Annotated in this window: 28 protein-coding genes (1 of these 28 only partly in view); 11 read left to right on the top strand and 17 right to left on the bottom strand. The window is 67.2% G+C overall.

The window, feature by feature from the left end; genetic code table 11:
• Positions 1-828, top strand: a protein-coding gene (gene prfB / locus CVO96_RS08225; protein ID WP_207795289.1) for a peptide chain release factor 2 (it extends 268 nt beyond the left edge of the window). Within the gene, positions 1-828 belong to an annotated coding region that runs on past the window's edge; the region does not span the whole gene.
• 263 nt (positions 829-1091) lie between these two features.
• On the top strand, positions 1092-2072 hold the full coding sequence (locus tag CVO96_RS08220; RefSeq protein ID WP_103311816.1) for a serine/threonine-protein kinase: 981 nt from the start codon (positions 1092-1094) through the stop codon (positions 2070-2072).
• 48 nt (positions 2073-2120) lie between these two features.
• On the opposite strand, the gene CVO96_RS21580 is transcribed toward CVO96_RS08220, so the two are convergent.
• From CVO96_RS21580 to CVO96_RS08210, 3 genes are read right to left on the bottom strand one after another with little or no spacing between them, the layout of a single operon-like run.
• Positions 2121-2243: a hypothetical protein gene (locus tag CVO96_RS21580; protein ID WP_279326999.1), complete on the bottom strand. Its 123-nt coding sequence runs from the start codon at positions 2241-2243 to the stop codon at positions 2121-2123.
• 5 nt (positions 2244-2248) lie between these two features.
• Positions 2249-3055, bottom strand: a complete 807-nt coding sequence (locus CVO96_RS08215) for a GNAT family N-acetyltransferase (RefSeq protein ID WP_243398222.1) — start codon at positions 3053-3055, stop codon at positions 2249-2251.
• A 37-nt stretch (positions 3056-3092) separates the two neighbouring features.
• On the bottom strand, positions 3093-3599 hold the full coding sequence (locus CVO96_RS08210; protein ID WP_103311815.1) for a DinB family protein: 507 nt from the start codon (positions 3597-3599) through the stop codon (positions 3093-3095).
• A 152-nt stretch (positions 3600-3751) separates the two neighbouring features.
• Between CVO96_RS08210 and rpsF the strand changes: the two genes are divergently transcribed.
• From rpsF to rny, 7 genes are all read left to right on the top strand, one after another.
• Positions 3752-4060, top strand: a complete 309-nt coding sequence (gene rpsF, locus CVO96_RS08205; protein WP_103311814.1) for a 30S ribosomal protein S6 — start codon at positions 3752-3754, stop codon at positions 4058-4060.
• 145 nt (positions 4061-4205) lie between these two features.
• A complete protein-coding gene (locus CVO96_RS08200) occupies positions 4206-5111 on the top strand; it encodes a single-stranded DNA-binding protein (protein ID WP_103311813.1) in 906 nt (301 codons plus the stop codon).
• A gap of 31 nt (positions 5112-5142) precedes the next feature.
• A complete protein-coding gene (gene rpsR / locus CVO96_RS08195; protein ID WP_103311812.1) occupies positions 5143-5418 on the top strand; it encodes a 30S ribosomal protein S18 in 276 nt (91 codons plus the stop codon).
• 11 nt (positions 5419-5429) lie between these two features.
• On the top strand, positions 5430-5870 hold the full coding sequence (gene rplI / locus CVO96_RS08190; RefSeq protein ID WP_103311811.1) for a 50S ribosomal protein L9: 441 nt from the start codon (positions 5430-5432) through the stop codon (positions 5868-5870).
• A gap of 97 nt (positions 5871-5967) precedes the next feature.
• Positions 5968-6513 carry a DUF4384 domain-containing protein gene (locus tag CVO96_RS08185; RefSeq protein ID WP_103311810.1) on the top strand — a complete coding sequence of 182 codons (546 nt, stop codon included), beginning with the start codon at positions 5968-5970 and terminating at the stop codon, positions 6511-6513.
• Positions 6514-6586: 73 nt separating this feature from the next.
• Positions 6587-7321 (top strand): dienelactone hydrolase family protein, encoded by a 735-nt coding sequence (locus CVO96_RS08180; protein WP_103311809.1) that lies wholly within the window; start codon positions 6587-6589, stop codon positions 7319-7321.
• Positions 7322-7613: 292 nt separating this feature from the next.
• On the top strand, positions 7614-9311 hold the full coding sequence (gene rny, locus CVO96_RS08175; RefSeq protein WP_103311808.1) for a ribonuclease Y: 1698 nt from the start codon (positions 7614-7616) through the stop codon (positions 9309-9311).
• Positions 9312-9717: 406 nt separating this feature from the next.
• Here rny and CVO96_RS08170 read toward each other — a convergent pair whose 3' ends face one another.
• Genes CVO96_RS08170 through CVO96_RS08160 form a run of 3 tightly spaced genes read right to left on the bottom strand, consistent with a single transcriptional unit; the run spans position 9718 to position 11538 of the window.
• Positions 9718-10386: a tRNA (adenine(22)-N(1))-methyltransferase TrmK gene (locus tag CVO96_RS08170; RefSeq protein WP_103311807.1), complete on the bottom strand. Its 669-nt coding sequence runs from the start codon at positions 10384-10386 to the stop codon at positions 9718-9720.
• Complete coding sequence (locus CVO96_RS08165) at positions 10373-10960, bottom strand: YqhA family protein (RefSeq protein WP_103311806.1); 588 nt, start codon at positions 10958-10960, stop codon at positions 10373-10375. The genes CVO96_RS08170 and CVO96_RS08165 overlap by 14 nt, the downstream gene beginning before the upstream one ends.
• Positions 10957-11538: an MOSC domain-containing protein gene (locus tag CVO96_RS08160; RefSeq protein ID WP_165795241.1), complete on the bottom strand. Its 582-nt coding sequence runs from the start codon at positions 11536-11538 to the stop codon at positions 10957-10959. The genes CVO96_RS08165 and CVO96_RS08160 overlap by 4 nt, the downstream gene beginning before the upstream one ends.
• Before the next feature lie 167 nt (positions 11539-11705).
• Here CVO96_RS08160 and tyrS point away from each other — a divergent pair, with 167 nt between their 5' ends.
• The gene (gene tyrS / locus CVO96_RS08155) at positions 11706-12962 is read left to right on the top strand and encodes a tyrosine--tRNA ligase (protein WP_103311805.1); all 1257 of its coding nucleotides are present in this window, start codon (positions 11706-11708) and stop codon (positions 12960-12962) included.
• Positions 12963-13233: 271 nt separating this feature from the next.
• On the opposite strand, the gene pyk is transcribed toward tyrS, so the two are convergent.
• The 5 genes from pyk to CVO96_RS08130 form a co-directional block, all read right to left on the bottom strand.
• Positions 13234-14682, bottom strand: coding sequence for a pyruvate kinase (pyk, locus tag CVO96_RS08150; protein ID WP_103311804.1), 1449 nt, complete (start codon positions 14680-14682; stop codon positions 13234-13236).
• A gap of 113 nt (positions 14683-14795) precedes the next feature.
• On the bottom strand, positions 14796-16064 hold the full coding sequence (gene eno, locus CVO96_RS08145) for a phosphopyruvate hydratase (protein WP_103311803.1): 1269 nt from the start codon (positions 16062-16064) through the stop codon (positions 14796-14798).
• A gap of 688 nt (positions 16065-16752) precedes the next feature.
• Positions 16753-17835, bottom strand: a complete 1083-nt coding sequence (gene dnaN, locus CVO96_RS08140; protein WP_103311802.1) for a DNA polymerase III subunit beta — start codon at positions 17833-17835, stop codon at positions 16753-16755.
• Between the two features lie 362 nt (positions 17836-18197).
• Positions 18198-19577 (bottom strand): chromosomal replication initiator protein DnaA, encoded by a 1380-nt coding sequence (dnaA, locus tag CVO96_RS08135; protein ID WP_103313365.1) that lies wholly within the window; start codon positions 19575-19577, stop codon positions 18198-18200.
• A 97-nt stretch (positions 19578-19674) separates the two neighbouring features.
• Positions 19675-20637, bottom strand: a complete 963-nt coding sequence (locus CVO96_RS08130) for an NAD-dependent epimerase/dehydratase family protein (RefSeq protein ID WP_103311801.1) — start codon at positions 20635-20637, stop codon at positions 19675-19677.
• A gap of 17 nt (positions 20638-20654) precedes the next feature.
• Between CVO96_RS08130 and CVO96_RS08125 the strand changes: the two genes are divergently transcribed.
• Positions 20655-20942: a hypothetical protein gene (locus CVO96_RS08125; protein ID WP_103311800.1), complete on the top strand. Its 288-nt coding sequence runs from the start codon at positions 20655-20657 to the stop codon at positions 20940-20942.
• A gap of 28 nt (positions 20943-20970) precedes the next feature.
• Here the strand turns inward: CVO96_RS08125 and dprA are convergent, their stop codons facing one another.
• From dprA to CVO96_RS08095, 6 genes are all read right to left on the bottom strand, one after another.
• Positions 20971-22053 carry a DNA-processing protein DprA gene (gene dprA, locus CVO96_RS08120; protein WP_103311799.1) on the bottom strand — a complete coding sequence of 361 codons (1083 nt, stop codon included), beginning with the start codon at positions 22051-22053 and terminating at the stop codon, positions 20971-20973.
• Entirely contained in the window at positions 22050-23420 is a 1371-nt protein-coding gene (locus tag CVO96_RS08115) for a sensor histidine kinase (protein ID WP_103311798.1), read from the bottom strand. Before CVO96_RS08115 ends, dprA begins: the two co-directional genes overlap by 4 nt.
• A gap of 124 nt (positions 23421-23544) precedes the next feature.
• Positions 23545-24204 (bottom strand): response regulator transcription factor, encoded by a 660-nt coding sequence (locus CVO96_RS08110; protein WP_103311797.1) that lies wholly within the window; start codon positions 24202-24204, stop codon positions 23545-23547.
• 123 nt (positions 24205-24327) lie between these two features.
• Positions 24328-24750 carry a hypothetical protein gene (locus CVO96_RS08105; RefSeq protein WP_103313364.1) on the bottom strand — a complete coding sequence of 141 codons (423 nt, stop codon included), beginning with the start codon at positions 24748-24750 and terminating at the stop codon, positions 24328-24330.
• Between the two features lie 254 nt (positions 24751-25004).
• Positions 25005-26591: a dihydrolipoamide acetyltransferase family protein gene (locus CVO96_RS08100; RefSeq protein WP_103311796.1), complete on the bottom strand. Its 1587-nt coding sequence runs from the start codon at positions 26589-26591 to the stop codon at positions 25005-25007.
• Between the two features lie 44 nt (positions 26592-26635).
• On the bottom strand, positions 26636-26869 hold the full coding sequence (locus CVO96_RS08095) for a hypothetical protein (protein ID WP_103311795.1): 234 nt from the start codon (positions 26867-26869) through the stop codon (positions 26636-26638).
• Between the last annotated feature and the right edge of the window lie 47 nt (positions 26870-26916).

The raw sequence follows: 26916 nt of genomic DNA, 5'->3' as shown, positions 1-26916 counted from the left end.
CAGGGCATCCAGGCCCGCGTGGACGACCTGTACCGCGAGACGCTGTTCACCATGAAGCACGCCGACACCTCCGCCATCGTGCGGGTCAAGAGCGGGGCCGGCGGCACGGAGTCGCAGGACTGGGCAGGGATGCTCTCGCGCATGTTCATGCGCTGGGCCGAGCGCCACGGCTTCAAGGCCGAACTGGTCGATCAGCAGGACGGCGAGCAGGCCGGGGTACTCAGTTCGGAATTCATCATCCGGGGCGAGAAGGCCTACGGCATGATGGCGCCCGAGCACGGCGTCCACCGGCTGGTGCGGGTCTCGCCCTTCGACTCCAACAACCGCCGGCACACCTCCTTCGCCTCGGTGGACGTGGTGGCCGAGGTGCCGGAGGAAGAGATCAACATCCACATTCCGGACTCCGATCTGCGCCGCGACGTGTTCCGCTCGCAGGGCGCCGGCGGTCAGGGCGTCAACACGACCGACTCGGCCGTGCGCCTGACCCACATCCCCACCGGGATCGCGGTGGCCTCGCAGGTCACGCGTTCGCAGATCAAGAACCATGACATCGCGCTCCAGATTCTCAAGCAGCGCCTCTACGACATCGAGATCAAGAAGCGCGAGGCCGAGGAAGCCAAGGCGCGCGGCGAGCAGAAGAAGATCGAGTGGGGCTCGCAGATCCGCTCGTACGTGCTCGACAAGCAGTACATCAAGGATCACCGCACCGGCCTGATGAAGCACAACCCCGACGACGTGCTGGACGGCGACCTGGACGACCTGATGTGGGCCGGACTGGAGTGGATGGCCGGTAAGCGCGTGGCCGAGGAAGGCGCGGACGACGAGTAGGTGTTGCTGGGCAGGCGCCCACGGAGAGACCTGCGGCTGAACACGGGGGCGCCTCTCCCACTCCCGCCTGTCCCGCTCCGGCCTGCGCGGGGGTGAAAGAGTTCCGGAAGAGTCCATGCGGTCAAATGGGCCGCACCGAGGTCAGACCGGGTTCAACGACACCGCGGGTTCAAGACCGCCTCCTCATCCTTCCCGTGACACCGTCCGCGCCGAAAGAGGCATACAGTTGACCATGATTTCCTTTCCCGACTCCGCTGACGACCATGAGTGATGCTCCCGCCATCCCCGGTTACAGCCTGCACCGCGTCCTCGGTCGCGGGAACACCTCGACCGTGCATCTCGCGGTGGACGGCGAGGGCCGCAAGGTCGCGCTGAAGATTCCGCACGAGCACACGCTGAAGGTGCAGGATGCGGCCGAGCGCTTCGGCAACGAGGTCAGGCTGACGCTCAAGTTCCGCCATCCACGGCTGGTTCGGGGCTACGCCGGCACGCCGTTCGGGCAGCAGGCGTTCCTGGCCATGGAGTACTTTCCCAACGGCGCCCTGAGCGATCAGCTCAGCCAGCTGCTGACCCGCACGCTGCCGGTCGAGAACGCCCTGCAGATCCTGGCGGACGTGGCCTCGTCGCTGACCTACCTGCACCACCAGGGAGCGGTGCACCAGGACGTCAAGACCCAGAACGTGTACCTGAACAGCGAGGGCCACGCCGCACTGGGCGACATGGGCAGCACCTACTTCACCTCGCAGGGCGGCAAGGTCAGCGGCAGCCCGTATTACATGGCGCCCGAGATCTACCACGGCGAACCCAGCAGCAGCGCCAGCGACGTCTACAGCCTGGGCATCCTGATGTACGAGCTGCTGAGCGGCGACCGGCCGTTCCAGGGCAACACCTACGAGGAGCTGATGGTCGCGCACCTGACCCGGTTTCCGGTGGCCCTGAGCCACACGAACCCGCAGGTGCCCCGGAACGTGTCGAAGATGGCCGAACTCGCCCTGGCCAAGCGGGTCAACGACCGCCCCACGGCCGACGCCATCCGCCGGGCGCTGCTGGTCGCGCTGGGCCAGATGCCCGAGGACGAGATCTACGAGGACGAGGCGAAGAAGCCAGCGCCCGAACCTGACAAGAAAGCCGGACGGCACGGCACCTTTCCGCCTCGCACGGCGGTTCGTCCGGGTGATCCGGTGCCCGCCGCTCCCAAGGTCGAGGAGAAGCGCGGCTGGAACCCCTTCAAGCGGAAGAAGTAGAGGACAGTGGTCGACGCAGCGCCCCGTGGTGACGCCCGGGGCGCTGAATCATTCCGGCGCAGGGTCGTCCAGGCGCAGATGCAGCTCGAAACGGCCCGGTTTCGACTGGAAGCCCAGCCGACGGTTCACCGCGAGCATGGGGGCGTTCTGGCTGTGGTTGTTGGTTCGCATGACGCTCAGGCCGGGATGGCCTGGAGCTTGAGCGGCAGGGCCAGCCCCCGCCCACGGGCCTGCGGATGGGTGGCCGTGAGTTCGTTGTACGCCATGTTCGCGTGCCGGATGCGGATCATGGCCGTGGTGCCCAGCCATTCGCCCTGCGGGGAGACGGCCAGGATGAACCAGTCGGGGCGCGGGTCACTGTCCAGATGGAGCGCCTGCCGCACCTGACCCAGCGGCCAGCGCGGGTGGCCCGCCAGATCCGGCGTCTCGGTCAGGCGGTCGGCCACGAAGTTCAGGAAGCGCTCCAGTGTGGTGGCGTCGGCCGAACCCAGATCGCTGAAGGTGACCCCCTGGGCCGCGGCGCGCCTGAGATCCGTCTCGAACGCCGTTTCGTCGAACGCGGTCAGATCCAGTTCGGAGGCGAAACGGTGGGCATGGGTGTGGAATCCACGTCGCCCGGCCCAGGCGAGGCTCGCCGGGTCGAGGTCGCTGACGTCCGTGACCAGCCCGGCGGGGCGATGGCCGCGCGCCTCCTGCAGCGCGTGGTTCCACAGCGCCCGCCCCAGGCCCCGTCCCCGCCGCTGCGGGTGGACGAGCACGCTGACATGCAGGAACCCAGGTGGATCGAAGGGCCAGAAGTACAGGGCCGCCATGCCCACGATCTGAGCGCCGTCCAGCGTCACCCAGCGGCGCATGGGGTGAGCCGGATCGCGGCGGGCGTCCTCCGCCCGGAACGCCTCGACGGTAGCCTGACGATCCAGCACGAGGTTCGACAGCGCCACCCAGCCGGGCGTATCGCGGTCGGCGAAGGGCCGCGGGGTCATGGGCCGAACCTCACGTCAACCACCTCATGTCACACCCTTACGACACCGTCTTGACCATCTGCCGGATGGCGCCCAGGTGGTAGGCGACGTGGGCCAGTCCCCCGGCCAGGCCGCCCGTCATGTCGCCAGTCAGCGGCCGCTCCAGCTGAGTCCGGGCGAAGGCCGTCAGTTCCTCGTAGGCGCGCCGCACCCGCCCACGCAGCTCGGCCCACTCCAGCTCGTCCACCTGTGTGGGGTGAAAGCTGCCCTTCCAGTCGAACGGCCCCCGGTCGCCGTCCCGCTCCCAGCGCACGATGACCTCCATATGGAACGCGGTGTGGCGGGCCTGTCCGGCGATCGAGGTGCCGTGGACGTCGTGGCTGGCCTGCACGGGATCAAGGCCCTCCAGCGTGGCGAGCAGGCCGTGGTTGCCGCTGCCGTCGGCGGCCGTGCCGTCCAGGAACGCGGTGCCCTGGCCGGGCGTGCCCCCCTCGACCGCTTCTTTCAGGATGTCGAGGATGCCTTCGATGGGGTGCTGGGGCGGCCCGGCGGGAGTCTGAGTCATGATCCAGCGTAACTGACGGCCCGGGCGGACGGATGCGTCACGTGGCTCTTCTCAGCGCGGCCCGGCTCTGGTATGGTGGTCAATTGCGCTGCCCCGGCGAGGCCAGACCTTGCCTGAAGGGGGCGACATCCAGCACCCAGAAGGAGGTGAACATGAACACATACGACCTGAACCTGATCCTGAACCCGAACCTCAGCGCTGAGCAGGTGCAAATCGAGAAGGACTTTATCGAGGGCACCATGAAGAACGCCGGAGCGGAACTCAGCAATCTGGACGATCTCGGCAACCGTCGCCTGGCTTACCAGGTGGGCAAAGACCGCGAGGGCTACTACCTGATGTACACCATCAAGGCCGGTGGCAACCCTGAAAAGGACATCGCCGCGAGCCTGAGGTTGCGCGATCACGTGCGCCGCGTCCTGGTGGTGAAAGACCGCCCGGAGTGGAAGACCAAGAAGGCCTGAGCCCCTGCCCGGAGCACTACGCTCTTGACAGAATTGCTCAGGCTTGTTATCGTCTGGTCAATCTGCAAAGGCCGCATCGCCAGCAACGTCAAAGCCCCCAGTACGAATCCCACCGGATTCAGCCAGCAACAAAGGAGCAACCAGTATGGCCAGAGGCATGAACCACGTTTATCTGATGGGCGCCCTCGCCCGCGACCCCGAACTGCGGTACACCCCCAACGGCACCGCCGTGTTCGAGGCCACCGTCGCCGGAGAAGACCATATCGTCGGCATGGACGGCAAGGAGCGTAAGCTTCCCTGGTATCACCGCGTCTCCATTCTCGGCAAACCCGCCGAGTGGCAGGCCGAACGCAACCTGAAGGGCGGCGACGCCGTGATGGTCGAAGGCAGCCTGGAGTACTCGCAGTGGGAAGCGCCCGAAGGCGGCAAGCGCAGCATGGTGCGCGTGAAGGCCCTGCGTATGGAACAGCTGGGCTACCAGCCCGAGCTTGTTCAGGATGCCGGAGGCGGCGTCCGCATGGGCAGCGGCATGAACGAGGTCATCATGATCGGCAACGTCACCCGTGACCCCGATCTTCGCTACACCCCCGCCGGCGACGCCGTGCTCGGGATCGGCCTGGCCGTGAACGAGAGCTGGACAGACCGCCAGGGGCAGAAGCAGGAAAAGACCCACTGGATCGACGTGACGCTGTGGCGTGAGCTGGCCGAAGCCATGAAGGACCTGAAGAAAGGCGACCCGGTCGTCGTTCAGGGCCGACTGGTGAACGAGGCCTGGACAGACAAGGACGGCAACAAGCGCAACTCCACCAAAGTAGAGGCGACGAGAGTCGAAGCCCTGTCCCGAGGCGCCGCTGCCGGACAATCCGGTTACGCTGCCTCCCCCGCGACGCCTCGCACGCAGACCGCGAGCAGCGCCGCGCGCCCCCAGGCCAGCCGAGCACAACCGGCCAGGGCGGCGACCGCATCAGCTGGGGGGAACCGTTCGGGCGGCTTGGATATTGATCAAGGTCTCGACGACTTCCCACCCGAGGAAGAAGACCTGCCGTTCTGAATTCGGATGCCGGCAGGCATGAGGACACCACATGACGCAACGCGACAACTCCGACCGCAAGCCGCGCGGCAAGGGGCCCAAACGCCCCCGCAAGCCCAAGGTCGACCCCTTCTCCATCGGGGAACTTGAGATCACCGATTACAAAGACGTGAAGATGCTCCGCCGCTTTGTCAGCGACACGGGCAAGATCCTTCCCCGCCGCCGCACCGGCCTCTCGGCCAAGCACCAGCGCCGCATCTCGCAGACGATCAAGATCGCCCGCCAGCTGGCCCTGCTGCCGTACACCGAGAAACTGGTTCGGAAGTAAGGAGAATTGACATGCAAGTGATTCTTCTTGAACCCGGCAAGCTCGGCAAGACTGGTGAAGTCGTGAACGTCAAAGACGGCTATGCGCGCAACTGGCTGATTCCCCAGGGCATCGCCGCCGCCGCCACCGCCTCCAACATGAAGAGCCTGGAAGCGCGCATCCGTTCGCGCGAAAAGGTGCTGGCCGCCGAGAAGAAGACGGCCGAAGACCTCGCCAGCCGCCTGAACGGGGTCGCCGTGGAACTCAGCGTGCGCGCCGGCGAAGGCAAGATCTACGGCGCCGTGACCCACGCCGACGTGGCCGGCGCCCTGGACAAGCTGGGCTTCGATGTGGACAAGCGCAAGATCGACATGCCGAAGACCGTCAAGGAAATCGGCGAGTACGACATCGCGTACCGCGCCCACCCCGAAGTCACCATCCCCATGAAGCTCGTCGTCCACGCCAGCAAATAAGGCCAGACGATCATGAAGACCCCCGCCCGCGTGGTGGGGGTTTTCAGTTTGGGCAGATGTGTCGGGCAGCGCCCACTGTTCGGCCTACAGTGCAGCCATGAAAACAATGCTGCCTCTCGCACTCGCTGTATTGGGCCTGACCGGCTGCGGGCCTGGAGACAGCCTCCAGCCCAGCGCACCACCCACCCTGACGGTACAGACCACCCCGAATCCAGTGACGATCGGTCAGACGCTCAGTGTCCAGATTGGCCTTCAGAACGGCTCTGAACCGCTCTTTCTGGCTCTGTTCATCGAAGACCCGGAGGGAAGGATTGCTCAGATCTTGCCCAACCGGCTGCCAGACGGCGCACCCACCTTGAAGGCTGGGCAGCCGGTAACCTTCCCGCCGCCGGGAGCGCTCTATGAGCTTCGGACCGTTGCCCCTGCAGGGGTTCACACCGCCCTCGCCTATGCCAGTCGTGAACCACTGAAGCTGGATGGCATCAGCAGTTATGCCAGTGCAGGCGCGACTTTCGCCACGGTGAATCGTCAGGGAAAAGGCTCCCTCGAAGCCTCTCTCCTGTCAGCTGTCAAGGTCGTGAATCCAGGCATCTCCCAGCTCACGAGTTTCGAGGTCAAAGCCGGGGTCAGCACAGCGCCATGAATTAAGAACCCTCGCCTGATCCATATCCCGGCCCACCTGATTCCCCATACGCTTCGGGGTGGAGGAACAACCCATGTTCAAGCACGCGCTCTCCGTGTCGGCGTTCGTCCTGTCGTCTCTCGCGCTGGGCCAGGCGGTCAAGGGCTCGGAGGTCACCGTCACCAGCGGCGGCAAGGCCTACGTGAGTTACCTCGCCGCGCCGGCCAGCGCCACACCCAAGCCGGCGGTCATCCTGATCCACTCGTTCAACGGGCTGGAGCAGGGCTACAAGGATCTGGTGGACGAGATGGCGGGCGCCGGGTACGTGACCCTGGCGTTGGGCTGGCAGACCTTCGAGAAGGAGCCCAGCGACGCGACCGTGAAGGCGCTGGTCGAGGACGGCCTGAAGTTCCTGGGCGAGCGCAAGGACGTGAACATGAACGCGGTGGGTCTGACCGGCTTCTGCGCGGGCGGGCGCTACACCATGCTGCTGCTGCCGCAGCTCAAGCAGTTCAAGGCGGGCGTGGCGTGGTACGGCTTCCCGGATCAGGGCGGCACGGCGGCCAAACCCCAGACGCCCTCGGCCCTGATCGGCCAGCTCAGCACGCCCATGCTGATCCTGCACGGCACCAAGGACGTGCCCAGCCCCATTGCGGGCATCTATGCCTACGCGCAGAAGCTGGACGCGGCGGGCAAGGCCTTCAAGCTCAGCGTGTACCAGGGCGAGCCGCACAGCTTCCTGCTTCAGGGCGGCAAGATCGCGGATACCTTCGCGTCCCGCGATGCCCGGCGGGACATGCTGGGCTACTTCGGTGAATGGCTGAAATGAGCTGAACAGTGATCGCCGGAGGCCCGGGCCGGGAAGGTTCCGGGCCTCCGGCCGTCTCGACCCGCCAGGCAGGCTCGCGTTCCTCACGGGCGGGTGTTCTGCCGAGCTGCTCCACACCCGGCCCACTGGTACAGACCACTTGCACGTCAGCAGTCTTTCTGACCGCTGTTTCGGCGCTTTGGGGCTACACTGCGAGGTGAACGTTCCACGCCATGTGACGTTCGTCCCAACTCAACAGTGGTGTCGGGCGTGCCCGTGTGGCATGGCCCATAAAGAACCGAAAGGAGCCAGCATGACGATTGTTTGGGTCATTGTGGCGCTCCTGGCGGGATTGGTCGGAGGGTTCCTGGGGGGGCAGTCACGCGGCCTGAGTAGGCGGGCCGAGCTGGATGACCGACTTCAACGGGAAGCTCGTGCGGAAGCGGAACGCATTCGGGCGCAAGCAGAGGCGGAGGCGCGACAGGTACGGGAGCAGGCCGACCAGGCCAGGCAGGACGCAACAAGACGGATTCAGGAAGCCGGAGAACGTGAGGCTCAGGTCACCGCCCTGGGCACCCAACTGGGCTCGCAGCGCGAGCAGATCGCCCTGCTGCGGACGCAGGCCGAGGCCGAGCGGGCGCAGGCCAAGCAGGACGTGGCCCGCGAACGGGAGACCCTGGCCGGCGACCGCCAGGAAACCCGCCGCGAGCGCGAGGAACTCAAGCGGGAGATCGAGCGCCTCAACCGCCGCGCCGAGCAGCTCGATGCCCGCGGCGAGAAGCTCGATACCCTGGAGGAGCGCCTGGACAGCCGGCTCGGGCAGCTGAACCAGCAGGAAGCCGAACTGGCTGAACGCGGTAAGCAGGTCGACCTGAAGCTGTACGAGGTCGCCAACCTCTCGCCCGAGGCGGCGCGCGAGGAGATCATGACCCGGCTGGACGAGGCGCTGGAAGAGGAGAAGGCCATCCGGATCAAGGCCATGCACGAGCGGGCCACGGCGGAGGCCAAGCGCACCGCCCGGCATGTGATCGCGCAGGCCATTCAGCGCAGCGCCTCGGAGACGAGCGCTGCGCTGAGCGTTTCGGTGGTGCCGATTCCCAACGACGCCATGAAGGGCCGCCTGATCGGCCGCGAGGGCCGCAACATCCGCGCCTTCGAAGCCCTGACCGGGGTCGACCTGATCATCGACGACACGCCCGAGGCGGTGATCCTCTCCTCGTTCAACCCGGTGCGCCGCGAGGTCGCCAAGCACGTGCTGGACGCCCTGGTCGCCGACGGCCGGATCCACCCCACGCGCATCGAGGAGATGGTGCACAAGGCGCAGGACGAGATGAAGACCTTCATCCACGCGCAGGGCGAGGAAGCGGGCATCGAGGCGGGCGTGGTGGGCATCAAGCCGGGGCTGGTGCAGCTGCTGGGGCGCATGTATTTCCGCACCTCCTACGGCCAGAACGTCCTGAAGCACTCCATCCAGGTGGCGCACCTGACCGGCATCATGGCCGACGAGCTGGGGCTGGACGCCTCTCTGGCCCGCCGCGCCGGCCTGATGCACGACGTGGGCAAGAGCATCGACCGCGAGATCGACGGCACCCACGTCGAGATCGGCATCAACCTCGCCAAGCGCTTCGGGGAGCCGCAGGAGGTCATCGACGCGATCGCCCACCACCACGACCCGGAGAACGGCGAGACGCTGTATTCGGTGCTGGTGGCCGCCGCCGACGCCATCAGCGCGGCCCGGCCCGGGGCGCGCCGCGAGGAGCTGGAATCCTACGTGCGGCGACTGGAGCAGCTGGAGCAGATCGCGGTGTCCTTCCCCGGCGTGCAGCAGGCCTACGCCATCCAGGCCGGCCGTGAAGTCCGGGTGATCGTTCAGCCCGAGAAGGTCACGGACGCCCAGGCGACCCTGCTGGCGCGCGAGATCGCCAGCCGGGTCGAACAGGACATGGAGTATCCGGGGCAGGTGCAGGTGACCGTGGTGCGCGAAAGCCGCGCCGTGGAGGTTGCCCGGTAGCCGTTGGATGGGCAGAGGGGGTGGTCACGCGCAGGCGGGCCGCCCCCTTCTTCTATGGGTGTATGCAGGGGCGCAGTTGAGCTGGGGCAGGATTTGACGCGTCAGACGAGATTTTTTTATCGACGTGGCTGGAGTTGCGCCGGTCTGCATAGTGCGCTATAGTTTTCCCATCACCGCCGAAGAGGCGGATTTTTCGTTTTGCCCCGGCCACCGGGAGTCTCAGAGCGGCACTTTCACTCCTTACCGACCCCAGGCGGGTGAATATGCAGCCGCCTCACGGGATCAGAGTGGAATTGATCGTCCCAGACGACATCCTCAGGCCCGCCAGAATACGTTTGACACTCACCGCATAGCACGCTATCTTTTCCTTATCACCGCCGATGAAGGCGGCTTTTTTATTGTCTGTTCAACGGTTGAGCCAGCTCAGTGCGGCCTGGGCCACCGCGAGATCTCCCTCGGCAGGGCGGCCGGGAGCCGCGACCTTTGAGAGCCGCACGATGTCGGCCCAGACCTGCCGGCGCGCCAGCGGGTCTCCGCTGCCCAGCAGGTGAGGGCCGTAGCGCAGGGCCGCGTCGAGGGGAAGGCCCGCGTAGGCCGGGTCGGGGCCGCCCCGCTGCTCCAGCCGCAGCACCGGGTATGTCCAGTGACCTTCGGCCAGCCGCTCGGCGCTCAGGTGGTAGCCGTGGGCCAGCGCCCAGACCCGCACCCTCCGGGGCGAGTCGTTGGGCTGCAGGATCAGCGCCGGGGGCAACGTCTCCCCCGCCCGATCCAGAATGCCCAGCATCGTCTGGGCCCCCATCCCGCTCAGACTGGCGCTCTGAACCTCGCCGGGGGCCAGGGGCGAGAAGCCGTCTCCGGCTCGCACGTCGATCCGATCCTGCAGCCCCGCTCTCCGGACGTTCTGGCGCGCCAGCAGCAGCGGGCCGGAGTTCAGCTCCACGATCACGCCGCGCACGATCTGACCCCGGTGGATCAGTTCGATGGGCAGACTGGCGTGGTCGCTGCCGATATCGGCATGACTGTGGGCGTGGACGAGGCCCAGGACGGCCTCCAGGCGGGCGTCAAGGCTGGGCATCGGAAGGCGCTGGAGGGGGGACTGAAGGGCCGGCTGGGGGCGGGCTGACGTGCTCACCACGCGCGGCGCCCTGACGGCTGAGGATCACCGAGTAGGTGCCCACGGACAGGATCACGGCAGCGATGGCCGCGCCGTACACCAGGATGTCCGACCCACTCCGCCAGTTCAGGGCCACCGAGAAGAAGTTGACCGCCAGCGCCACGATCACGATGCCGATCAGCTTCTGCTTGAGGTCGTCGAAGGAGTCGATGTGCAGCCAGGCGGGCACGTTCTGCAGGCGCCCCACGAACAGCGACTGGAGCCCGTAGGAGATGATCAGCAGCGCCATGCCGACCAGCAGCGTGTCGGCCTGCTCGACCGCCGCGATGATCAGCGTCTTGGTGGTCTCCGGCTGCCCCAGTTCGCCCAGCGCGGCGCGGATGGTCACGTACGCCTGCGCGATGGCCGCCACGAACAGCGCCAGGCTGAAGGCGAAGGAACTCAGCACCCCCAGTTCCACGATCAGGCGCGTGAAGCCGAAAGCGCGGGCCAGGGTCCACGAACGGGCACGGCTGTCCGGCGGGGGCCGGGTCATGAGGCCGAGTCCAGCGCCCGGAGCTGGTCGCCCACGCGGATCAGGCCGCCCTGGATGACCCGCGCGGTCAGGCCGCCGTGACCGCGCACGGCGTTGTAGCCGCCCTCGCCCAGGTTCTCCTCCATGCGCGAGCAGGGATGACACTCGCCCGTGCCCTCCAGGATGACCCACCCCCCCTCCGGACTGCCGATCTGGAAGCGGGCGTCCTTGAGGGCCAGCAGCGGCAGCCCGGACACCACGATGTTGCGCCGCAGCATCCCCGGCGTGACCGCTTCCAGCCCGGCGAGGGCCGCGATGACCGGCAGATGCTCGGCCTGGATCAGCGTGACCTGCCGCCGTCCGGGGCCGCCGGGGACAGCCGGAGTCTGTGCCGGGGTGGCGACCTCGCCGGGCGCGCCGCTCAGGGCCGTCAGACGGGGCGGGGCGAGTTTGCCGTGATCGCCGATCAGGCCCACCAGCGGATGGGCCTCGGTCTCCTGCACGCCGACCAGGGGCACGCGGCGGGCCGGGCGCAGGCCGATCCACTCCACCCGCCCCGGCCGGGGCAAGGTCGCGCGCAACTCCTGCATGGTCTTCACGCCCCGTATGCTAGCGAACCCTTGCTACACTGGGCGCATGAGGCACTCGACCCGACGTGCATATCAAAGTAGCCGCTGAGGTGGTCGGGTTCCTGTTTGCCTGAAGTCCAACCCCGAGCGGCGCACCGTGAAAAGCGAGTGCGCCGCCCTTTTTTATGGAGTGAGCCATGAACGAGATTCGCAGAAACGTCCCCATTGACGAGCAGCTCGAGATCCTGAACCGCGGCGTGATCGATCTGGTCTCTGCAGACGACCTGCGCCGCAAGCTGGGGCGCAGCATGGAGACCGGCCAGCCCCTGCGCGTGAAACTGGGCGCCGACCCCACCCGGCCCGACCTGCACCTGGGCCACGCGGTGATCCTGCGCAAGATGCGCCAGTTTCAGGATCTGGGCCACAAGGTCATCATGCTGATCGGCGATTTCACGGCCATGATCGGCGACCCCTCCGGCAAGTCCAAGACCCGCCCGCCGGTCACGCTGGAGCAGACCCGCGAGAACGCCCGGAGCTACCTCGAGCAGTGCAAATTGATCCTGCGCGATGAACCCGAGGTGCTGGAGCTGCGCTTCAACTCCGAATGGCTCGAACCCATGGGCTACGCCGACGTGATCCGGCTCGCCAGCCGCTACACCGTGGCCCGCATCATGGAGCGCGACGATTTCAAGAAGCGCTTCGAGGGTGGCGTGCCCATCTCCATGCACGAACTCCTCTACCCGCTCACCCAGGGCTACGACTCGGTGGCGCTGCGGGCCGACATCGAACTGGGCGGCACCGACCAGCTGTTCAACAACCTGGTGGGCCGCGCCCTGCAGCGCGACTACGACCAGGAGCCGCAGGTGGTCATCACGTTGCCCCTGCTGGTCGGCCTGGACGGCACCGAGAAGATGTCCAAGAGCCTGGACAACTACATCGGCCTGACCGACGCGCCGCACGCCATGTTCGCCGGCCTGATGAAGGTGCCGGACGCCCTGCTGGACAACTACTTCACGCTGCTGACCGACCTGCCCCGCCCCCGGATCGACGAACTGTTGGCCGGGCATCCGGTGGCCGCCCACCGCGAGCTGGCGCGGGAGGTCGTGGCGTCCCTCCATCCGGACGCCGATCTGGAGGCCGCCGAGGAACGCTTCAGGAGCGTGGCGAGGGGCGGCATTCCCCAGAACATCCCGACCGTGGCGATCCCGGCAGCGGAACTGGACAACAGCCTGGACACCCAGCGCATCAGCATGGCGAAGCTGGTGGTGCTCGCCGGCCTGGAACCCAGCAACGGCGCGGCCCGCAAGCTGATCCAGAACCGGGGCCTGAAACTGAACGGTGAGACTTACCCTGACCCCCAGGGCCACCTGAGCCGGGACGATCTGACTTCGGCCGGCGGCGCGGTGCTGCAGAAAGGTAAGGACAAGTTCGCGCGCCTGACCCTAGAGTCCTGAGCTCCGTGCACCTTCACGTGGCCTTCATGAAGCGCTGGGACGGCTGAAATCGCCGGAGTTATACACAGGCTGACGCGCTCAGGCCAGCAGGCGGTATAGCACGTCCCACACTGCATAAACCCCCAGGTCATTCAAAGAGTTATCCACAGGCGACGTGTGGAAAGTTCACGTCCCTGTGGATAAAAAAGACTGACCTGGGGCTGACATGCATCGGGGTGAATATCCGCCCCGATCCCGGAAAGCGCTGGCCCTGGAAGACCCTGGCCTCCGGTCAGACCCGGCGGCTCAGGTCTTCCTCGCGCAGCCTCTCCACGCGCAGCATGTTGGTGGTGCCGCGCACGCCGAAGGGCACGCCGGCGGTGATCACGTAGCGGTCGCCCGTGTCCGCGAAGCCGGTCTTCTTCAGCTCGTCGTTGGCGATCCGCACCATGTCGTCGGTGTCGTGGGGATCTTCGCTGAGCATGGGGTGGATGCCCCAGGAGAGCGCCAGCTGGTTGCGGGTGGTCTCGTTGGGGGTCAGGGCCAGGATCGCCAGGGCCGGGCGGTACTTGGCGACCCGGGTGGCCGCGCCCCCGGTGGAGGTGAAGGTCACGATGGCCGCCGCGCCCAGCTTTTCCCCGATCGAACAGGCCGCAAAGGCGATCGAGTCCTGCGCCAGTTCGGCGTCGATCACCATCTGCTGCTGCATGAGCTGGTAGTGCTCGCTGGCCTCGGCCTCGCGGGCGATCCGATCCATCATGGCGACCGACTCCACCGGGTAGAGCCCCGCCGCCGACTCGGCCGAGAGCATCACGGCATCGGTGCCGTCGTAGATCGCGTTGGCGACGTCCGAGGCCTCGGCGCGGGTGGGGCGCGGCAGGCTGATCATGCTCTCCAGCATCTGGGTCGCGGTGATCACCGGCTTGCCCGCCTCGCGGCACATACGGATGATCCGCTTCTGGATGGTGGGCACCTGCTCGGCGCGCATCTCAACGCCCAGGTCGCCGCGCGCCACCATGATGCCGTCCACTTCCTTCAGGATGTCCTCGAAGCGGTCGACGGCCTGCGGCTTCTCGATCTTCGCCATCAGCTTGGCCCGCGAGCCGAAGCGCGCCAGGTAGTGCCGGGCCAGCAGCAGGTCGTCGCGCGATCTGACGAAGCTCAGGGCCACCCAGTCCACGCCCAGCTCGGCGCCGAATTCCATGTCCTGCACGTCTTTTTCGGACAGCGCCGGCACGCTCAGGTCGGCCTCGGGCACGTTGATGCCCTTGTTGTTCTTGAGCACCCCGCCGACCACCACCCGCGTGGTCACCTCGTTGCCGCGCACGCCCTCCACGCGCAGGGCCATGTTGCCGTCGTCGAGCAGCAGCGCCATGCCGGGGTGGACGTCCTGCGCCAGCCCCTTGTAGGTCGAGCTGACCCGCACGGCGTCGCCCTCGACGTCGTCCATGGTGATCACGAAACGGTCGCCGGCCGCCAGCGTCACGGCGCCCTCGGCGAAGCGGCCCACGCGGATCTTGGGGCCCTGCAGATCCTGCAGGATGCCGATCACGGTGCCGCGCTGGGCCGCCAGTTCGCGCACCATCTGGAGCGTCTGGCGGTGGTCTTCCGGGTTGCCGTGGCTGAAATTCATGCGAACCACGTTCAGCCCGGCGTCCAGCATCTTGCCCAGGACTTCCGGGCTGCGGCTGGCGGGGCCTATGGTGGCGACGATCTTGGTGGCGCGGTCGAAATGTTTCATGTCTTGGAGACTCCGTTGTGGGGGTGGAAGCAATTCCAGAGGGGAAGAAGCTATGAGCTCTGGGCTATGAGGGTCGGGGTTTTCACAGCCCAGAGCTCAAAGCTCAGAGCCCCCTAGCGCAGCGCCTTGCGGCCGGGGTACACCGCGCGCTCACCCAGGGCGTCCTCGATGCGGAGCAGCTGGTTGTACTTGGCGATGCGGTCGCTTCGGCTGGCGCTGCCGGTCTTGATCTGCCCGGCGTTGGTCGCTACGGCGAGGTCGGCGATGAAGGCGTCCTCGGACTCGCCCGAGCGGTGGCTGATGATGGTGCCGTAGTGGTGGCGCTTGGCCAGCTCGATGGCGTCCATGCTCTCGGTCAGCGAGCCGATCTGGTTGACCTTGACGAGAATCGCGTTGCCGACATTCGTATCGATGCCGCGCTGCAACCTCTCGGGGTTGGTCACGAAGAGGTCGTCGCCGACCAGCTGCACCTTGTCGCCAATCTTGGCGGTCAGGGCCTGCCAGCCGTCCCAGTCGTCCTCAGCCAGACCGTCCTCGATGGAGATGATCGGGTAGCGGCTCGCCCAGTCAGCCCAGAAGTCCACCATCTCGGCCGTGGTCAGCTCGCGGCCCTCGCCCTTCAGGTGGTATTTACCGTCCTTGAACAGCTCGGTCACGGCCGGGTCAAGGGCGATGCAGATGTCCTCGCCCGGCTCGTAACCGGCCCTCTGGATGGCCTCCAGCAGCACTTCCAGCGCTTCCTCGTTGCTTTTCAGGTCGGGCGCGAAGCCGCCCTCGTCGCCGACGTTGGTGTTGTAGCCGCGCCCTGAGAGTACTTTTTTCAGCTCGTGGAAGGTCTCGGCGCCGTAGCGCAGGCCTTCGCGGAAGCTCGGCGCGCCTACCGGCATGACCATGAACTCCTGGAAGTCCACCGAGTTGTCGGCATGGGCGCCCCCGTTGATGACGTTCATCATGGGCACCGGCAGGGTCTTGGCGTTCGAGCCGCCCAGGTAGCGATAGAGCGGAATGCCCAGCTCCTCGGCGGCCGCGCGGGCGGTGGCCAGGCTCACGGCCAGGATGGCGTTGCCGCCCAGCTTGCCCTTGTTCGGGGTGCCGTCCAGCGCCATCAGCGCGGCGTCGATGCCCAACTGATCGCTGGCGTCCAGACCCACCACCGCCGGCCCCAGGGCCTCGTTCACGTTCTTCACGGCCTGCTGCACGCCCTTGCCCAGATAGCGGGAGCCGCCGTCACGCAGTTCCAGCGCCTCGTGGGTGCCGGTGCTCGCCCCCGAGGGCACGATGGCGCGGCCCCTGAAGCCGCTGTCCAGATGCACCTCGGCCTCGACCGTGGGGTTCCCGCGCGAGTCCAGCACTTCACGAGCGATCACTTTTTCGATGTTCATGTCGTTCCTCCGAGTTCCGACCCCGCGCCCACAGGCTGGTGTCACCAGGGCGAGTAGGTGTACCTCTGACACTATACGGGCCGCCGGTCATGTTCGGATTCGGGCGGTCTAAGTTCAGGCGGTCTGGGTCGGGGTTCGTCCCTCCTACCCCAGCGCACCCTGAACCGCAGCCCGGGAGCATGAAGAGGGGATAAATTCCCACCAGATCGAAAGTTATCCCCATTTTTTATCCACAGGCCAGAATTCTGTGGATAACTTTTTAGGCGCATCGGCTCGGCATCACTTCAACTTCTGTAAGACCACAAAAAAGCCCGCGATTGCGACAGCGAGTGCGCTCCCACCTGTCCAAATGCCCATTTCGATCTTACCCATTGCGGCGGTCAACAAGACTAGGGCGAGGGCGGCTAAGGCCAATACCGCCAATAAAAGTCGATATACTCGGACGCTCAAAATGCTCTCCTAGAAAGCAACTATGCGACCGGCCGGCAACTCAACACTTGTCGGTTAAGTCAACGACGAGTAACTTGGTCGGACAGAAGGGGGGCGGAGTAGACCAAACTTCATCTGGCGCGATAGGCGATCCCAATTCTTGGCGGAAGGCGGATCGCCTATCTCCTGTTGAGCCAACTACATATTCTCAACCTCCATCGAACCCCAGCAATACCCCGTGCGGGCGCTGGCTGGCCCCTTAAACGCGCAGCGTGACCATGACGGCCATGTAGCCGCCTCCCCCACTCGCGCGGAAGATGGCGGGGCTGGTGGAGCCCGAGAACAGCAGCTCGGCCTCCCCCTCGATCGGGCCCAGGGCATCGAGCACGTGCCGGGCGTTGAACGCCAGGCTCATGGCGGGTTCGATGCCCCCCTGCGTGACGTCCAGGGTGTCCTGGGCGCGGCCGTAGTCGCCCTCGGCGGCCAGGCGCAGCTTGCCCTCGGAAACCAGGAACTCGACGCGGTTGTTGGCGTTCTTGTCGGCCAGGACAGCCACGCGGTTCACGGCGTCCTTCAGGGCGGTGGCGGGCAGGGTGACCTGCAGCTTGATGTCCTTGGGGATGACCCGCTCGTAGTCGGGAAAATCGCCGTCGAGCAGCTTGAGGTTCATCCGCACACGGTCCGTGGTCACGCTGAGCAGGCCGTCGCCGTAGGTGAAGCGCGCCTCGCCGTCCTTGAGCACCCGGATCAGTTCGTCGACCGAGCGGGCCGGGATGATCAGGTTGCGCCCGTTGCCGTCTGCGGGAAAGTCGCGGATGGCGACCCGGTAGCCGTCCGAGGCCACGACCCGGGCGCCCTCAGGCCGGTGCTCCAGCTTGATGCCCCGGAAGACCGCCTGGAAGGCCTCGTTGCTGGCGGCGTAGCGCACGCTGGAAAAGGATCTGGCGAGTTCCTCAGCGTTCAGGCTGACGTCGGCGTGGGTCGGGAAACTGAGCGGCGGATAGGCGCCCAGGTCGCCGGTCTGCAGTTTGAAATCCGAGCCGCCGGAGCGCACCGCCAGTTCGTTGCCGGTGATTTCCAGCTCCACCAGTTCGCCGCCCAGATTCCGCACGATCTGCGCGAACAGGTGCGCCGGCACCACGAAGTTCTGCGGGTTTCGTACCTCCGCCGGCACGAAGCACGACAGGTCGATCTCCAGGTTCGTGCCGCTCAGCGTCAGTCCTGCCTCGCTCGCCTCGACCTTCAGGGCGGTCAGCAGAGGATTACTGCTGCGACTGGGAATGACCCGTTCGAGCAGGCCGAGTCCTTCACTCAGAGTTTTCTTGGTGACGTTTGCTTTCATGCCTGACCTCTCTGTCTGCCTTCCCTATCTTTTACCTGTTCTTATACTTAAATAAGATAGTAGTAGTAGTAATAGGGCCTGTGGAAACTGTGGAAAAGTGGCTTAGGGGCGCGCCCAGCGCAGGTTTGTCCTGTGGACGAAATTGTGGATAAGTGCCCTGAACCTGTGGATAACCTGTGGACAAAATCGGGGGTTATCCACAGGGCTCTTGGGGAGGCTGGTTATCCACAAAGTTATCCACAGAAAATCGGGGGTTATCCACAGCTTATCCACAGGCTTATCCACAGCTTGTGAAACTACGCACACCGTTTTGGAACGGTTTTTGGAACTTATTCTGCTCCCGGAGAAATCACAGGGCGGCATTAAGCGTCCAGACCCTCGTCTTCCAGGCCCTGCATCTTGCGGCGCAGGGTCGTCACGGCGCCCGTGACCTCCATGTCCTTGCCCAATTGCTCGGTGACCTTGCTGATCGCGTGCATCACCGTGGAGTGGTCGCGGCCGAAGAACTGCCCGATTTCAGGGAGCGAGTGGTCGGTCAGCTCGCGGATCAGGTACTGGGCGACCTGCCGGGGCACCACGACCTCGCGCACCCGGCCGGAGCCGCGGATGACGTCCGGCGGCATGTTGAAGTGGGAGGCCACCTGCCGCAGCACGTCGATCATCTCGACCTTGACCTCCTGCGGCGCGAATACGTTGCTCAGGGCTTTTGCGGCCACCGCGCGCGAGAAGGGCACGTTGTTCAGCGAGGCGAAGGCCACGACCCGCATCAGGGCGCCCTCCAGTTCACGGATGTTGGCCGTGACCTGCCGTGCGATCAGCTCCAGCACTTCCTGCGGGATGTCGATACGGTTGTGCTCGGCGTTCATCTTCAGGATGGCCACGCGCGTCTCGAATTCCGGCGACTGGATGTCGGTGATCAGGCCCCACTCGAAGCGGCTGCGCAGGCGGGATTCCAGCGTCTGGATGTCCTTGGGCGGGCGATCCGAACTCAGGATGATCTGCTTGTGGTTCTCGTAGAGCGCGTTGAAGGTGTGGAAGAACTCCTCCTGCGTGCGCTCCTTGCCGGCCAGGAACTGGATGTCGTCGACCAGCAGCAGATCCACCGAGCGGTAGCGGTTGCGAAAGAGCGTCATCTTGTCGTCGCGGATGGCGTTGATCAGGTCGTTGGTGAAAGACTCGGTGGACACGTACTCGATGCGCTTTTCCGGGAAGCGCTCGGACATGTAGTGGCCGACCGCGTGCATCAGGTGGGTCTTGCCCAGCCCGACGTCCCCGTAGATGAAGAGCGGGTTGTAGGCCTTGCCCGGCGACTCCGCGACCGCCAGCGCCGCCGCGTGCGCCAGGTTGTTGTTCGGCCCCACCACGAAGTTTTCGAAGGTGTACTTGGGGTTGAGCACCTTGCGGTTGTCGGCCGGCGAGGGCGAGGCCGATCCCAGGCCCTGCGCGCGGCCGGCGGGGGCGGGCGGCGGGTCGCTGGGCAGCAGCATGGCCTCTTGCTGGGCCGGCAGCACCTGGAAACTGACCGCCGGGTTCTCGGCGCCCAGGCTGCGAAGGGCGTCTTCCAGCAACTCCAGGTAGTGCTTGCGGAACCATTCCTGCGCGAAGGAATTGCGTACGCCCAGCACGAGCGAGCCTTCCTGCACGCCCAGATTCTTCACGGGCGCGAACCAGGTGTGGTATTCCACCTCTGAAATATTTCTGCGGACGTACCCCAGCACGTCCGCCCAGATTTCCTGCGAGATAACGCGCACCTCCCTTCTGTCGACCAACGCTGTCAGCCTGTTGTGCGCGGGTAGCATACCACCCACCCCGCTTCTCTCCGGAGGGAGAGAGAAACCCTCAGGCGCCGCGCAGGGCGGCCAGCACCTCGGCCTCGCGCTCGGGGCTCAGGGCGTACTCCAGGCCGGCCCCGGCGCTCCAGGCCCGGGTGTCGCGCGCCGTCTGGGCCGGGTCGGTCAGGGTCAGGCCGGCGGCCCGCGCCCGCGAGTTGTCCACATCCATCAGGCCGCCCTGGGCGTCGTTGTCGGGCAGGTAGAGAGGAAGCTCGCGGAAGCCCAGACTGTGGGCCCTGAGCTCGTGGACGCCCACCCAGGTCACGGGCGCGGCGCCCGCCACCTGCAGGAACTCGGCCCAGCTCAGGCGGGGGCCGGCCAGATTGAAGACGCCGCCGATCCCGCCCTCGACGATCTTCACGCTGAAGCGGCCCAGGTCACGGGCGTCGATGACCTGCACATGGTCGGTGCCGTCTCCTGGCGCCAGCACCTCGCCGCCCCGCGCCGCGCGGTCGACCCAGTAGGGGTAGCGGGCCGTGTGATCGAAGGGCCCCGCCACGATCTGCGGCCGCAGGATGGTCGCCCGCTCGCCGTAGACCTCCTGCACGATCTCCTCGCAGCGCACCTTCAGCGGGCCGTAGGTCTCGCCCGTGACCTCGTTTACGTCGTCGGCGCTGGGGGGCAGCAGGGGATCGTCCTCGCGCACCGGGTGGCGTTCGGGGTGGGCGTACACGCTGGCGGTGCTGATGAACACGTATCGCTCCACCTGCTCCCGCAGCCGCTCGGCGCTGGCGCGTACCGCCGCCGGCGTGTAGCCGCTGACATCCACGCAGGCGTCCCAGCGGCGGCCCTGCAGGGCGTTCAGCCCACCAGCCTCGCCCCGGTCGCCGCGCAGTCTCTCCACAGGCGCCGGCAGCTCGTCGGGCGACTGCCCGCGCGCCAGGATGCTGACCCGGTGCCCCCCCTGCAAGAAGGCTTCCACGATGTGCCGGCCCACGAACTTCGTGCCGCCCAGAATCAGGATGTCCATACCCGTATTCTGCGCCCATGAAAATCCGCTTCACAAACGGCCGCATCCGGGTGCGGATCGACGATCTGGAACTGGCGGCCCTCGAACGGGGCGAGGTGGTGCGCGCCCGCGTGGAATGGTTCGGCGGCGGCTGGAGCCTGGCGCTCGACCCCGCGCTGGGCAGCGTGGTGGGCGAGGCCGGCAAACTGCGGGTGGGCGTGCGTGACGTGCTCGAAGCCCTGGGGGCCCCGGAGCGCGAGGGCGTGACCATCGAAGGCTCTCCCAGGATCAGTGTGGAGAAGGACTACGGCCCGCAGCACAGCTGAGGTGGAGGGTTCCTGGGACGGAGCGGTCTCAGCGCCGTGTCCAGCGGCCGCCGACCTCTTCCACCAGGCCGAGGAGCTGCAGCATCAGCAGGGCGGTCTGGAGTTCCGGCAGGGGCAGCCCGCTGCTGGCCTGCAGGTCGTCCAGGGTCGAGAGCGTGGTCAGCGCGCCATAGACCCTGGCCTGTTCGGGCGGCAGGTCGGGCAGCGGCTGGGCCAGGGCGGCGCCCCAGCCCAGTTCGTCGAGGATGTCCTGGGCGCTCTCGGTGAGCACGGCGCCCTCGCGCAGCAGGCGGTGGGGGCCGGCAGCGCGGGGGTCGCCCGCCCGGCCCGGCACGGCGAACACCGTGCGGCCACACTCCAGCGCGTGCGTGGCGGTGATCAGCGAGCCGGACTTGAGTTCGCCCTCCACGACCAGCGTGGCCGCCGAGAGCGCGGCGATCAGGCGGTTGCGGGTGGGAAAGTGGTGCTGCGCGGGCGGCGTGCCCAGCGGATACTCGCTGAGCAGGGTCAGGCGGCCGGCGAGGCGCGCGTTCTCGCTGGGATAGACATGGTTCACGGCGCTGCCCAGGATGCCGATACTCACGCCGCCGGCATCCACGGCGGCCGTGTGGGCGCTGGTGTCCACGCCCCGCGCCAGGCCGCTGACCACGGTCACGTCGGCGCGGGCGAGGTCGGTGGCGATCTGGCGGGTCAGGGTGTGCGCGTGCGGGCTGGCGGCCCGCGTGCCCACGATGCCCACGGCGCGTGGCACCACCGGCAGTTCGGGCAGGTCGCCCAGCACCCAGAGGATCGGGGGCGGGTCGCCCAGCGCTTCCAGGGCCTCCGGATAGCCGTCCAGGCCGCGTCCCAGCAGGGTCACGCCCAGTTCCCAGGCCTTCAGGACTTCGGCCTGGGCCTGTTCAGCCGCTTTCGCGGCCCCTATCGCCGCCACGCTCTTCACGTCCAGCCCCGGCACCTCGCGCAGTTCGCCCAGGCCGGCACTCAGCGCGGCCCGCGCGCTGCCGAAGTGCTGGCGCAGGCCCTCGATCCGGCGTGGCCCCAGCTGGGGCGTGAAGCGCAGGGTGAGCAGGGCCAGCAGCTCGTCGGCCGGGGCGAGGACGGAAGTGGTCACCGGGTCAGGATAGCGGGGGCCGGGTCGTCCAGGGAACCGTCGTCCACATCGTCCTCGTCTCCCAGGGCGGCGTTGGGCAGGCAGAGCGTGAATTCGGCGCCGCCCTCCGGGTGGTTGCGGCCCCTGAGGCTGCCGCCGTGCATGACGGCGATCTGCCGGCTCACGCTCAGCCCCAGCCCGGAGCTGCCGGCCCCGCTGACGAAGGGCTCGAAGATCCGCTCGCCCAGTTCCGGGGGCAGCCCCTGGCCGGTGTCGCGCACCGTGAAGATCAGGTGTTCCGGCGTCTCGCTCAGGGTCAGGGTCACCGCGCCCTGCGGCCCGGCGGCGCGGCGGCCGTTGGCGAGCAGGTTCCGCAGCGCCTGGGTCAGGCGGTCCGGGTCGCACAGGATGCCGCTGCCCCAGCTGCCGGCGAAGGTGGTTCCGGGCACCAGACGGTCCAGCCGGTCGCGCAGGGTGGTGGCCGGGATGTAGTGCCAGGCCAGCCGGATCTCCAGCTGGCCGCGCGCCAGCTGCATCAGGTCCTGGGTGGTGAAGGTCAGTTCATCGGCCACCAGCGCGGCGCGCAGCACCTCGGGGTCGGCGGTGCGCTCGCCCGCGCGGGTCAGGCTGGCCCGCAGCACGGTCAGCGGGGCCCCCAGCTCGTGCACGATCTGGCCCAGCAGCTGCTTCTCGCGCGCCTGCCCGGCCTCAATCCGCACCAGCAGGCGGTTGATGGCGCTGAGCAGGCGGTGGATCTCGTCCTCGCGGCCGGGCAGCGGCAGGGTCTCCAGCGAGCGGGTCGGGTCGATGCGGTCGGCCAGCGTGGCGGCACTTTCCAGCCCCGAGAGCGAGCGCTTGCCCACCCACCAGCCGATCAGCAGCAGGATCAGCGGCGTGAAGAACAACGCCACCAGCAGGGCGCTCAGCGCGCTCTGTCGGGCGGCGATCAGGTCGTCTTCGGGCAGGCCGACCCAGAGCGTGCCGAAGTTGCCCGCCTTGCGCTTGACCGCTCGTACCTGGGTGTCCTGGATGGTCACGCGACTCTGGTTCTCGAAGGGAAAGGTCGCGTCGACAAAGTCCCGGAGGATCGTACTGGCACCGGTGACCTTGCCATCGGGGTCAATCACCATGGTGTACACACCGACCCCGCTCGGCGTCCGGCCCAGGTCGCGGCCCGTTACGGTGTAGCGCTCGGCCAGGGCATCGGCCCGCTCGTTCAGGCGGTCGTTGAACTGCTGATCCATGCGGCTGAGCAGCAGGGCCACGATGCCCGCACTGACCAGCATGATCAGCACCAGCGCCAGCGCCGAGTAGGTCAGGGCCAGCCGGAAACGCAGCGAGTGGCGCCAGGCGACCTTGGCCGAATACAGGCCGGCGCCGGGCGTCATGACCGCGCCCCGACGGGCCGGCGCGGCCTCTGGGGGGCGCACGGGGCTGTCGGGGCGGGTGGGGGTCGTCATGCTCGGAGTCTACGTGGTCGTGTCCACGGCGGCTCCCGGCATGGCCCTCACTTCAGGCCTGCAGGACGTAGCCGACATTCCGGATGGTGCGGATCCGCAGGTCGCTGGACGCGGTTTCCAGCTTCTTGCGCAGCTGCGAGATCCGCACCTCGACCGAGTTCGAGTTGGGCGTTTCCCAGCCGTAGAGGTGAGACTCGATGTCGGCGCGCGAAAAGACCCGCTCGGGCGTGCGCATCATCAGTTCCAGAATGCGCGCCTCGTGCTCGGTGAGGTTCACGTTCTTGTCGTCCACCGTGAGCAGCAGCGAGCTGGTCGACAGGCTGGTGTTGCCCAGGTTCACGCCGGTGCCCGACGCCGTGCGGCGCAGCAGGGCGGTGATCCGGGCGTCCAGCTCGGGCATGGCGAAGGGTTTGGTCAGGTAGTCGTCGGCGCCGGCATTCAGGCCCTGCACGCGTTCCTGTACGCCGCTGCGCGCCGAGAGCACCAGTACCGGCGTGCTGGAGTACTGCCGCAGCGCCTGCACAAGGTCCAGACCGTCGCCGTCCGGGAGGTTCAGGTCGAGCAGGATCAGCTGCGCGGTGTGCGTGCCCAGCCAGGCCTGCGCGTCCTTCAGGGTCGCGGCGTGGTGCACCTGATAATCGGCCGACAGGTACTCCTTCAGGAGCGGCCCGAGATGGGGATCGTCTTCCACAACAAGAATCTGCGCCAGCATAGACGTCTCCTTAGGTCGGGGTCACGAAGACCGGGTGGGGGAACCGGGTGGGGCTCGGTGAGACGATCCTACCCTGTGGACTCAGCGGCCAGGCGGCTCCTCTACCGGGGTCGGCCGCCTGGCTCACCTGCTCTGCCCGCTGGGGGCCTTCAGGCCGGGCAGGCTCAGCGACTGCCCGGCAGGCTGGATGTTCAGGGTCAGCTTATAGGGGGTCAGGAACTTCGACAGGCTCAGCGTGGTGTTCAGCGCGCGCTCGCCGCCCTGGGCGGGGGCCTGCAGGGACAGCTCGCCTCCGCTGAGCAGGCCGTTGTACCGGCTCTTCAGGTTCGGGAAGCTTCCCCGGGCCTTCTCGTCGTCGGTCAGGGCGAACAGGATCACGACCGGGCCTTCGTAATTGTCCACCATCCGCACGTTGAATTTCCCGCCCACACTCTTGCCGTCGCCCAGCTTGGTCTGGAGTTCACGGTCCCACACGATCATCTCCAGCGCCTGCGCCGGAGCGGCGAGGGCCAGGACGGTCAGTGTGAAGAGGGCGCGGCGGATCATCATGCGAGTGTACCTGTTCTCCTGCGAGAGGCTGATGTGGAGGGCGGAAAGTGGGAGGGGCGCGTGCGTGCGGGGCCGCTGGACTCCGCCTGCAGCGCCGTGCAGGAGCAGTCGTCCTGCTCCCTGACGGCCCAGACTATCCCGGCAAGCTGACGCCACCGTGACGAAGGGCGCCCCCGCCTTCAGGTCGCGTCCATGTCCGTGACGCCAGCGGCCATCCATCAAATCAGCTCCGCGAGCCACCGGGCGCCCCTCTACACGCCTTCGAGCATCAGGCGATCCGGGTTCTCCAGCAGGCGGATGATCTCCTTGCAGAAGCGCGCGGCCTCGGCGCCGTCCACCAGCCGGTGGTCGAAGGAGAGCGAGAGGTACATCATGTGCGCGACCACGATCTGGTCATGCTCATCCACGATGGGCCGCTTGACGATGGAATGCACCCCCAGGATGGCGGCGTCCGGCACGTTGATGATCGGGAAGGAGAACAGCGCCCCGATCGAGCCGATGTTGGTCACGCTGAAGGTGCTGCCCGCGAGCTCATCGGCCTGCAGCTTGCCCGCCTGCGCCCGGCCCGCCAGATCCACGACCTCGCGCGCCAGATTGAAGATGCTCTTGTGGTTCACGTCCCTCAAGACGGGCACCGTCAGGCCCGCGTCGGTGGCGACCGCCATGCCGATGTTGTAGTAGCGCTTCTGGACGATCTCCTGGGTGGCCTCGTCGAAGGAGGTGTTCAGGCTGGGGAATTTGCGCAGGGCCACCGCCACGGCCTTGAAGATGAACGGCAGGTACGAGAGCTTCACGCCGGCCGCCTGCGCCTCGTCCTTCACGCGGGCGCGGAAGTCCACGAGCCGGCTCAGGTTCACCTCGTCCACGGTCAGGGTGCGCACCGTGTAGAGGTGGCTGGCCTGCATCTGCGCACTGATGGCGCGGCGCATGCCCCGCAGCGGCACGCGGTCTTCCAGCGCCTCGTAGCCCCGGGGCGTGCGGTACTGCACGGGCGCGACCGGCAGGCCGCCGGGGGCCGCTCTGCCGGACGCGGGCGCACCCGGCGCCACGGAAGGCTGAGTCTGGGGGATAACTGGAGGCTGAGGAATAGCGGCCGCCGGAGCCGTCTGCTGAGCCGGCCCTGTTTGACCCCCCTGCCCCTGCTGCCCGTAGGACATTACATCCTGCACGCGAATGCGGCCGTTGGGGCCACTGCCCTGCACCTGGGTCAGCTCCACGCCCAACTCGCGGGCCAGCTGCCGCGCCGCCGGAACCGCCAGCACGCGGCCATCGGCTCGGGCGGCCGGGCCGGGGGCCGGGGCGCGGGTCAGGGTACCGGTACCGGCTGTGGAACTGCCCGGCGCCCCGCTGCCGCTGCGCTCTCCCAGCCCCTGCACCCTGACCTGCTCGTCCGAGGCGAACGCCTTGAACAGGCTGCTGGAATCGTCGTCGGCGCCCCTGGACAGGTGCCCCGCCTCGACGATGCTGCCGCCGGTGTCCATGTGCTCCTGACCCACCTGCTCGCGCTCCTCCTGCGCCTGGGGGGGCAGGGTGGCCGCGCCTGTCCCCGGGTTCTCCGCGCTGGCCTGGATCGCCTGCGTGGCTCCGGGCGCGGCTGCAGTCCCGCCCTCGTCGATCAGGGCGATGACCGCGTGAACGGCGATGACCTCGCCTTCCTGGGCCATGCGTCTGCTGAGCACGCCCGCCACAGGGCTGGGCAACTCGACGGTCACCTTGTCGGTCATGACCTCGCACAGCGGCTGTTCCAGCGCGATGGGGTCGCCCTCGGCCACCAGCCACTTGAGGATTTCTCCCTCGACCACACTCTCGGCCAGTTCGGGCAACAGGACTTCTCTCACGTCATCAACCTCGTTTCTCGAATGGGGGCCGGTTCTCGAAGGGCTCAGCGCAGGACAGTGGCCCGCAGCAGGCCGTAGATAAAGAGCAGGGCGCCCAGGCCCTGGATCCAGCGTTCGCCCTGGGCGTACAGGAAGGCGGCCACACCCAGCAGGGCGAACATGCCGCCGATGAGCAGGCTCTGCCAGGGCTCGGCCAGCTTGCCCACACTGGCATACAGGCCGAAGCCCAGGGCCAGCCCCACCGGCCCCATCACCATGCGGGAGAGGTCAGGCTTCATGCCCCTCTCCCCTCCCCTGGTGGGACGGTGGGGCTCAAAGGGGTGTG

It is taken from the genome of Deinococcus koreensis, assembly GCF_002901445.1.
Taxonomy (GTDB): domain Bacteria; phylum Deinococcota; class Deinococci; order Deinococcales; family Deinococcaceae; genus Deinococcus; species Deinococcus koreensis.
The sequence above is the reverse complement of the archived record's forward strand: the minus strand, read 5'-3'. Positions and strand labels throughout refer to the sequence as shown.

Coding starts and splice junctions, on each gene's coding strand:
- CVO96_RS08180 (WP_103311809.1), top strand. CDS start 6,587: ATGTTCAAGCACGCGCTCTCCGTGTCGGCGTTCGTCCTGTCGTCTCTC.
- pyk (WP_103311804.1), bottom strand. CDS start 14,682: ATGAAACATTTCGACCGCGCCACCAAGATCGTCGCCACCATAGGCCCC.
- CVO96_RS08095 (WP_103311795.1), bottom strand. CDS start 26,869: ATGAAGCCTGACCTCTCCCGCATGGTGATGGGGCCGGTGGGGCTGGCC.
- CVO96_RS08200 (WP_103311813.1), top strand. CDS start 4,206: ATGGCCAGAGGCATGAACCACGTTTATCTGATGGGCGCCCTCGCCCGC.
- rpsF (WP_103311814.1), top strand. CDS start 3,752: ATGAACACATACGACCTGAACCTGATCCTGAACCCGAACCTCAGCGCT.
- tyrS (WP_103311805.1), top strand. CDS start 11,706: ATGAACGAGATTCGCAGAAACGTCCCCATTGACGAGCAGCTCGAGATC.
- rplI (WP_103311811.1), top strand. CDS start 5,430: ATGCAAGTGATTCTTCTTGAACCCGGCAAGCTCGGCAAGACTGGTGAA.
- rny (WP_103311808.1), top strand. CDS start 7,614: ATGACGATTGTTTGGGTCATTGTGGCGCTCCTGGCGGGATTGGTCGGA.
- CVO96_RS08215 (WP_243398222.1), bottom strand. CDS start 3,055: ATGACCCCGCGGCCCTTCGCCGACCGCGATACGCCCGGCTGGGTGGCG.
- eno (WP_103311803.1), bottom strand. CDS start 16,064: ATGAACATCGAAAAAGTGATCGCTCGTGAAGTGCTGGACTCGCGCGGG.
- CVO96_RS08130 (WP_103311801.1), bottom strand. CDS start 20,637: ATGGACATCCTGATTCTGGGCGGCACGAAGTTCGTGGGCCGGCACATC.
- CVO96_RS08165 (WP_103311806.1), bottom strand. CDS start 10,960: ATGACCCGGCCCCCGCCGGACAGCCGTGCCCGTTCGTGGACCCTGGCC.
- dnaN (WP_103311802.1), bottom strand. CDS start 17,835: ATGAAAGCAAACGTCACCAAGAAAACTCTGAGTGAAGGACTCGGCCTG.
- CVO96_RS08170 (WP_103311807.1), bottom strand. CDS start 10,386: ATGCCCAGCCTTGACGCCCGCCTGGAGGCCGTCCTGGGCCTCGTCCAC.
- CVO96_RS08105 (WP_103313364.1), bottom strand. CDS start 24,750: ATGATCCGCCGCGCCCTCTTCACACTGACCGTCCTGGCCCTCGCCGCT.
- CVO96_RS21580 (WP_279326999.1), bottom strand. CDS start 2,243: ATGCGAACCAACAACCACAGCCAGAACGCCCCCATGCTCGCGGTGAAC.
- CVO96_RS08185 (WP_103311810.1), top strand. CDS start 5,968: ATGAAAACAATGCTGCCTCTCGCACTCGCTGTATTGGGCCTGACCGGC.
- CVO96_RS08110 (WP_103311797.1), bottom strand. CDS start 24,204: ATGCTGGCGCAGATTCTTGTTGTGGAAGACGATCCCCATCTCGGGCCG.
- rpsR (WP_103311812.1), top strand. CDS start 5,143: ATGACGCAACGCGACAACTCCGACCGCAAGCCGCGCGGCAAGGGGCCC.
- CVO96_RS08125 (WP_103311800.1), top strand. CDS start 20,655: ATGAAAATCCGCTTCACAAACGGCCGCATCCGGGTGCGGATCGACGAT.
- CVO96_RS08115 (WP_103311798.1), bottom strand. CDS start 23,420: ATGACGCCCGGCGCCGGCCTGTATTCGGCCAAGGTCGCCTGGCGCCAC.
- CVO96_RS08210 (WP_103311815.1), bottom strand. CDS start 3,599: ATGACTCAGACTCCCGCCGGGCCGCCCCAGCACCCCATCGAAGGCATC.
- CVO96_RS08220 (WP_103311816.1), top strand. CDS start 1,092: ATGAGTGATGCTCCCGCCATCCCCGGTTACAGCCTGCACCGCGTCCTC.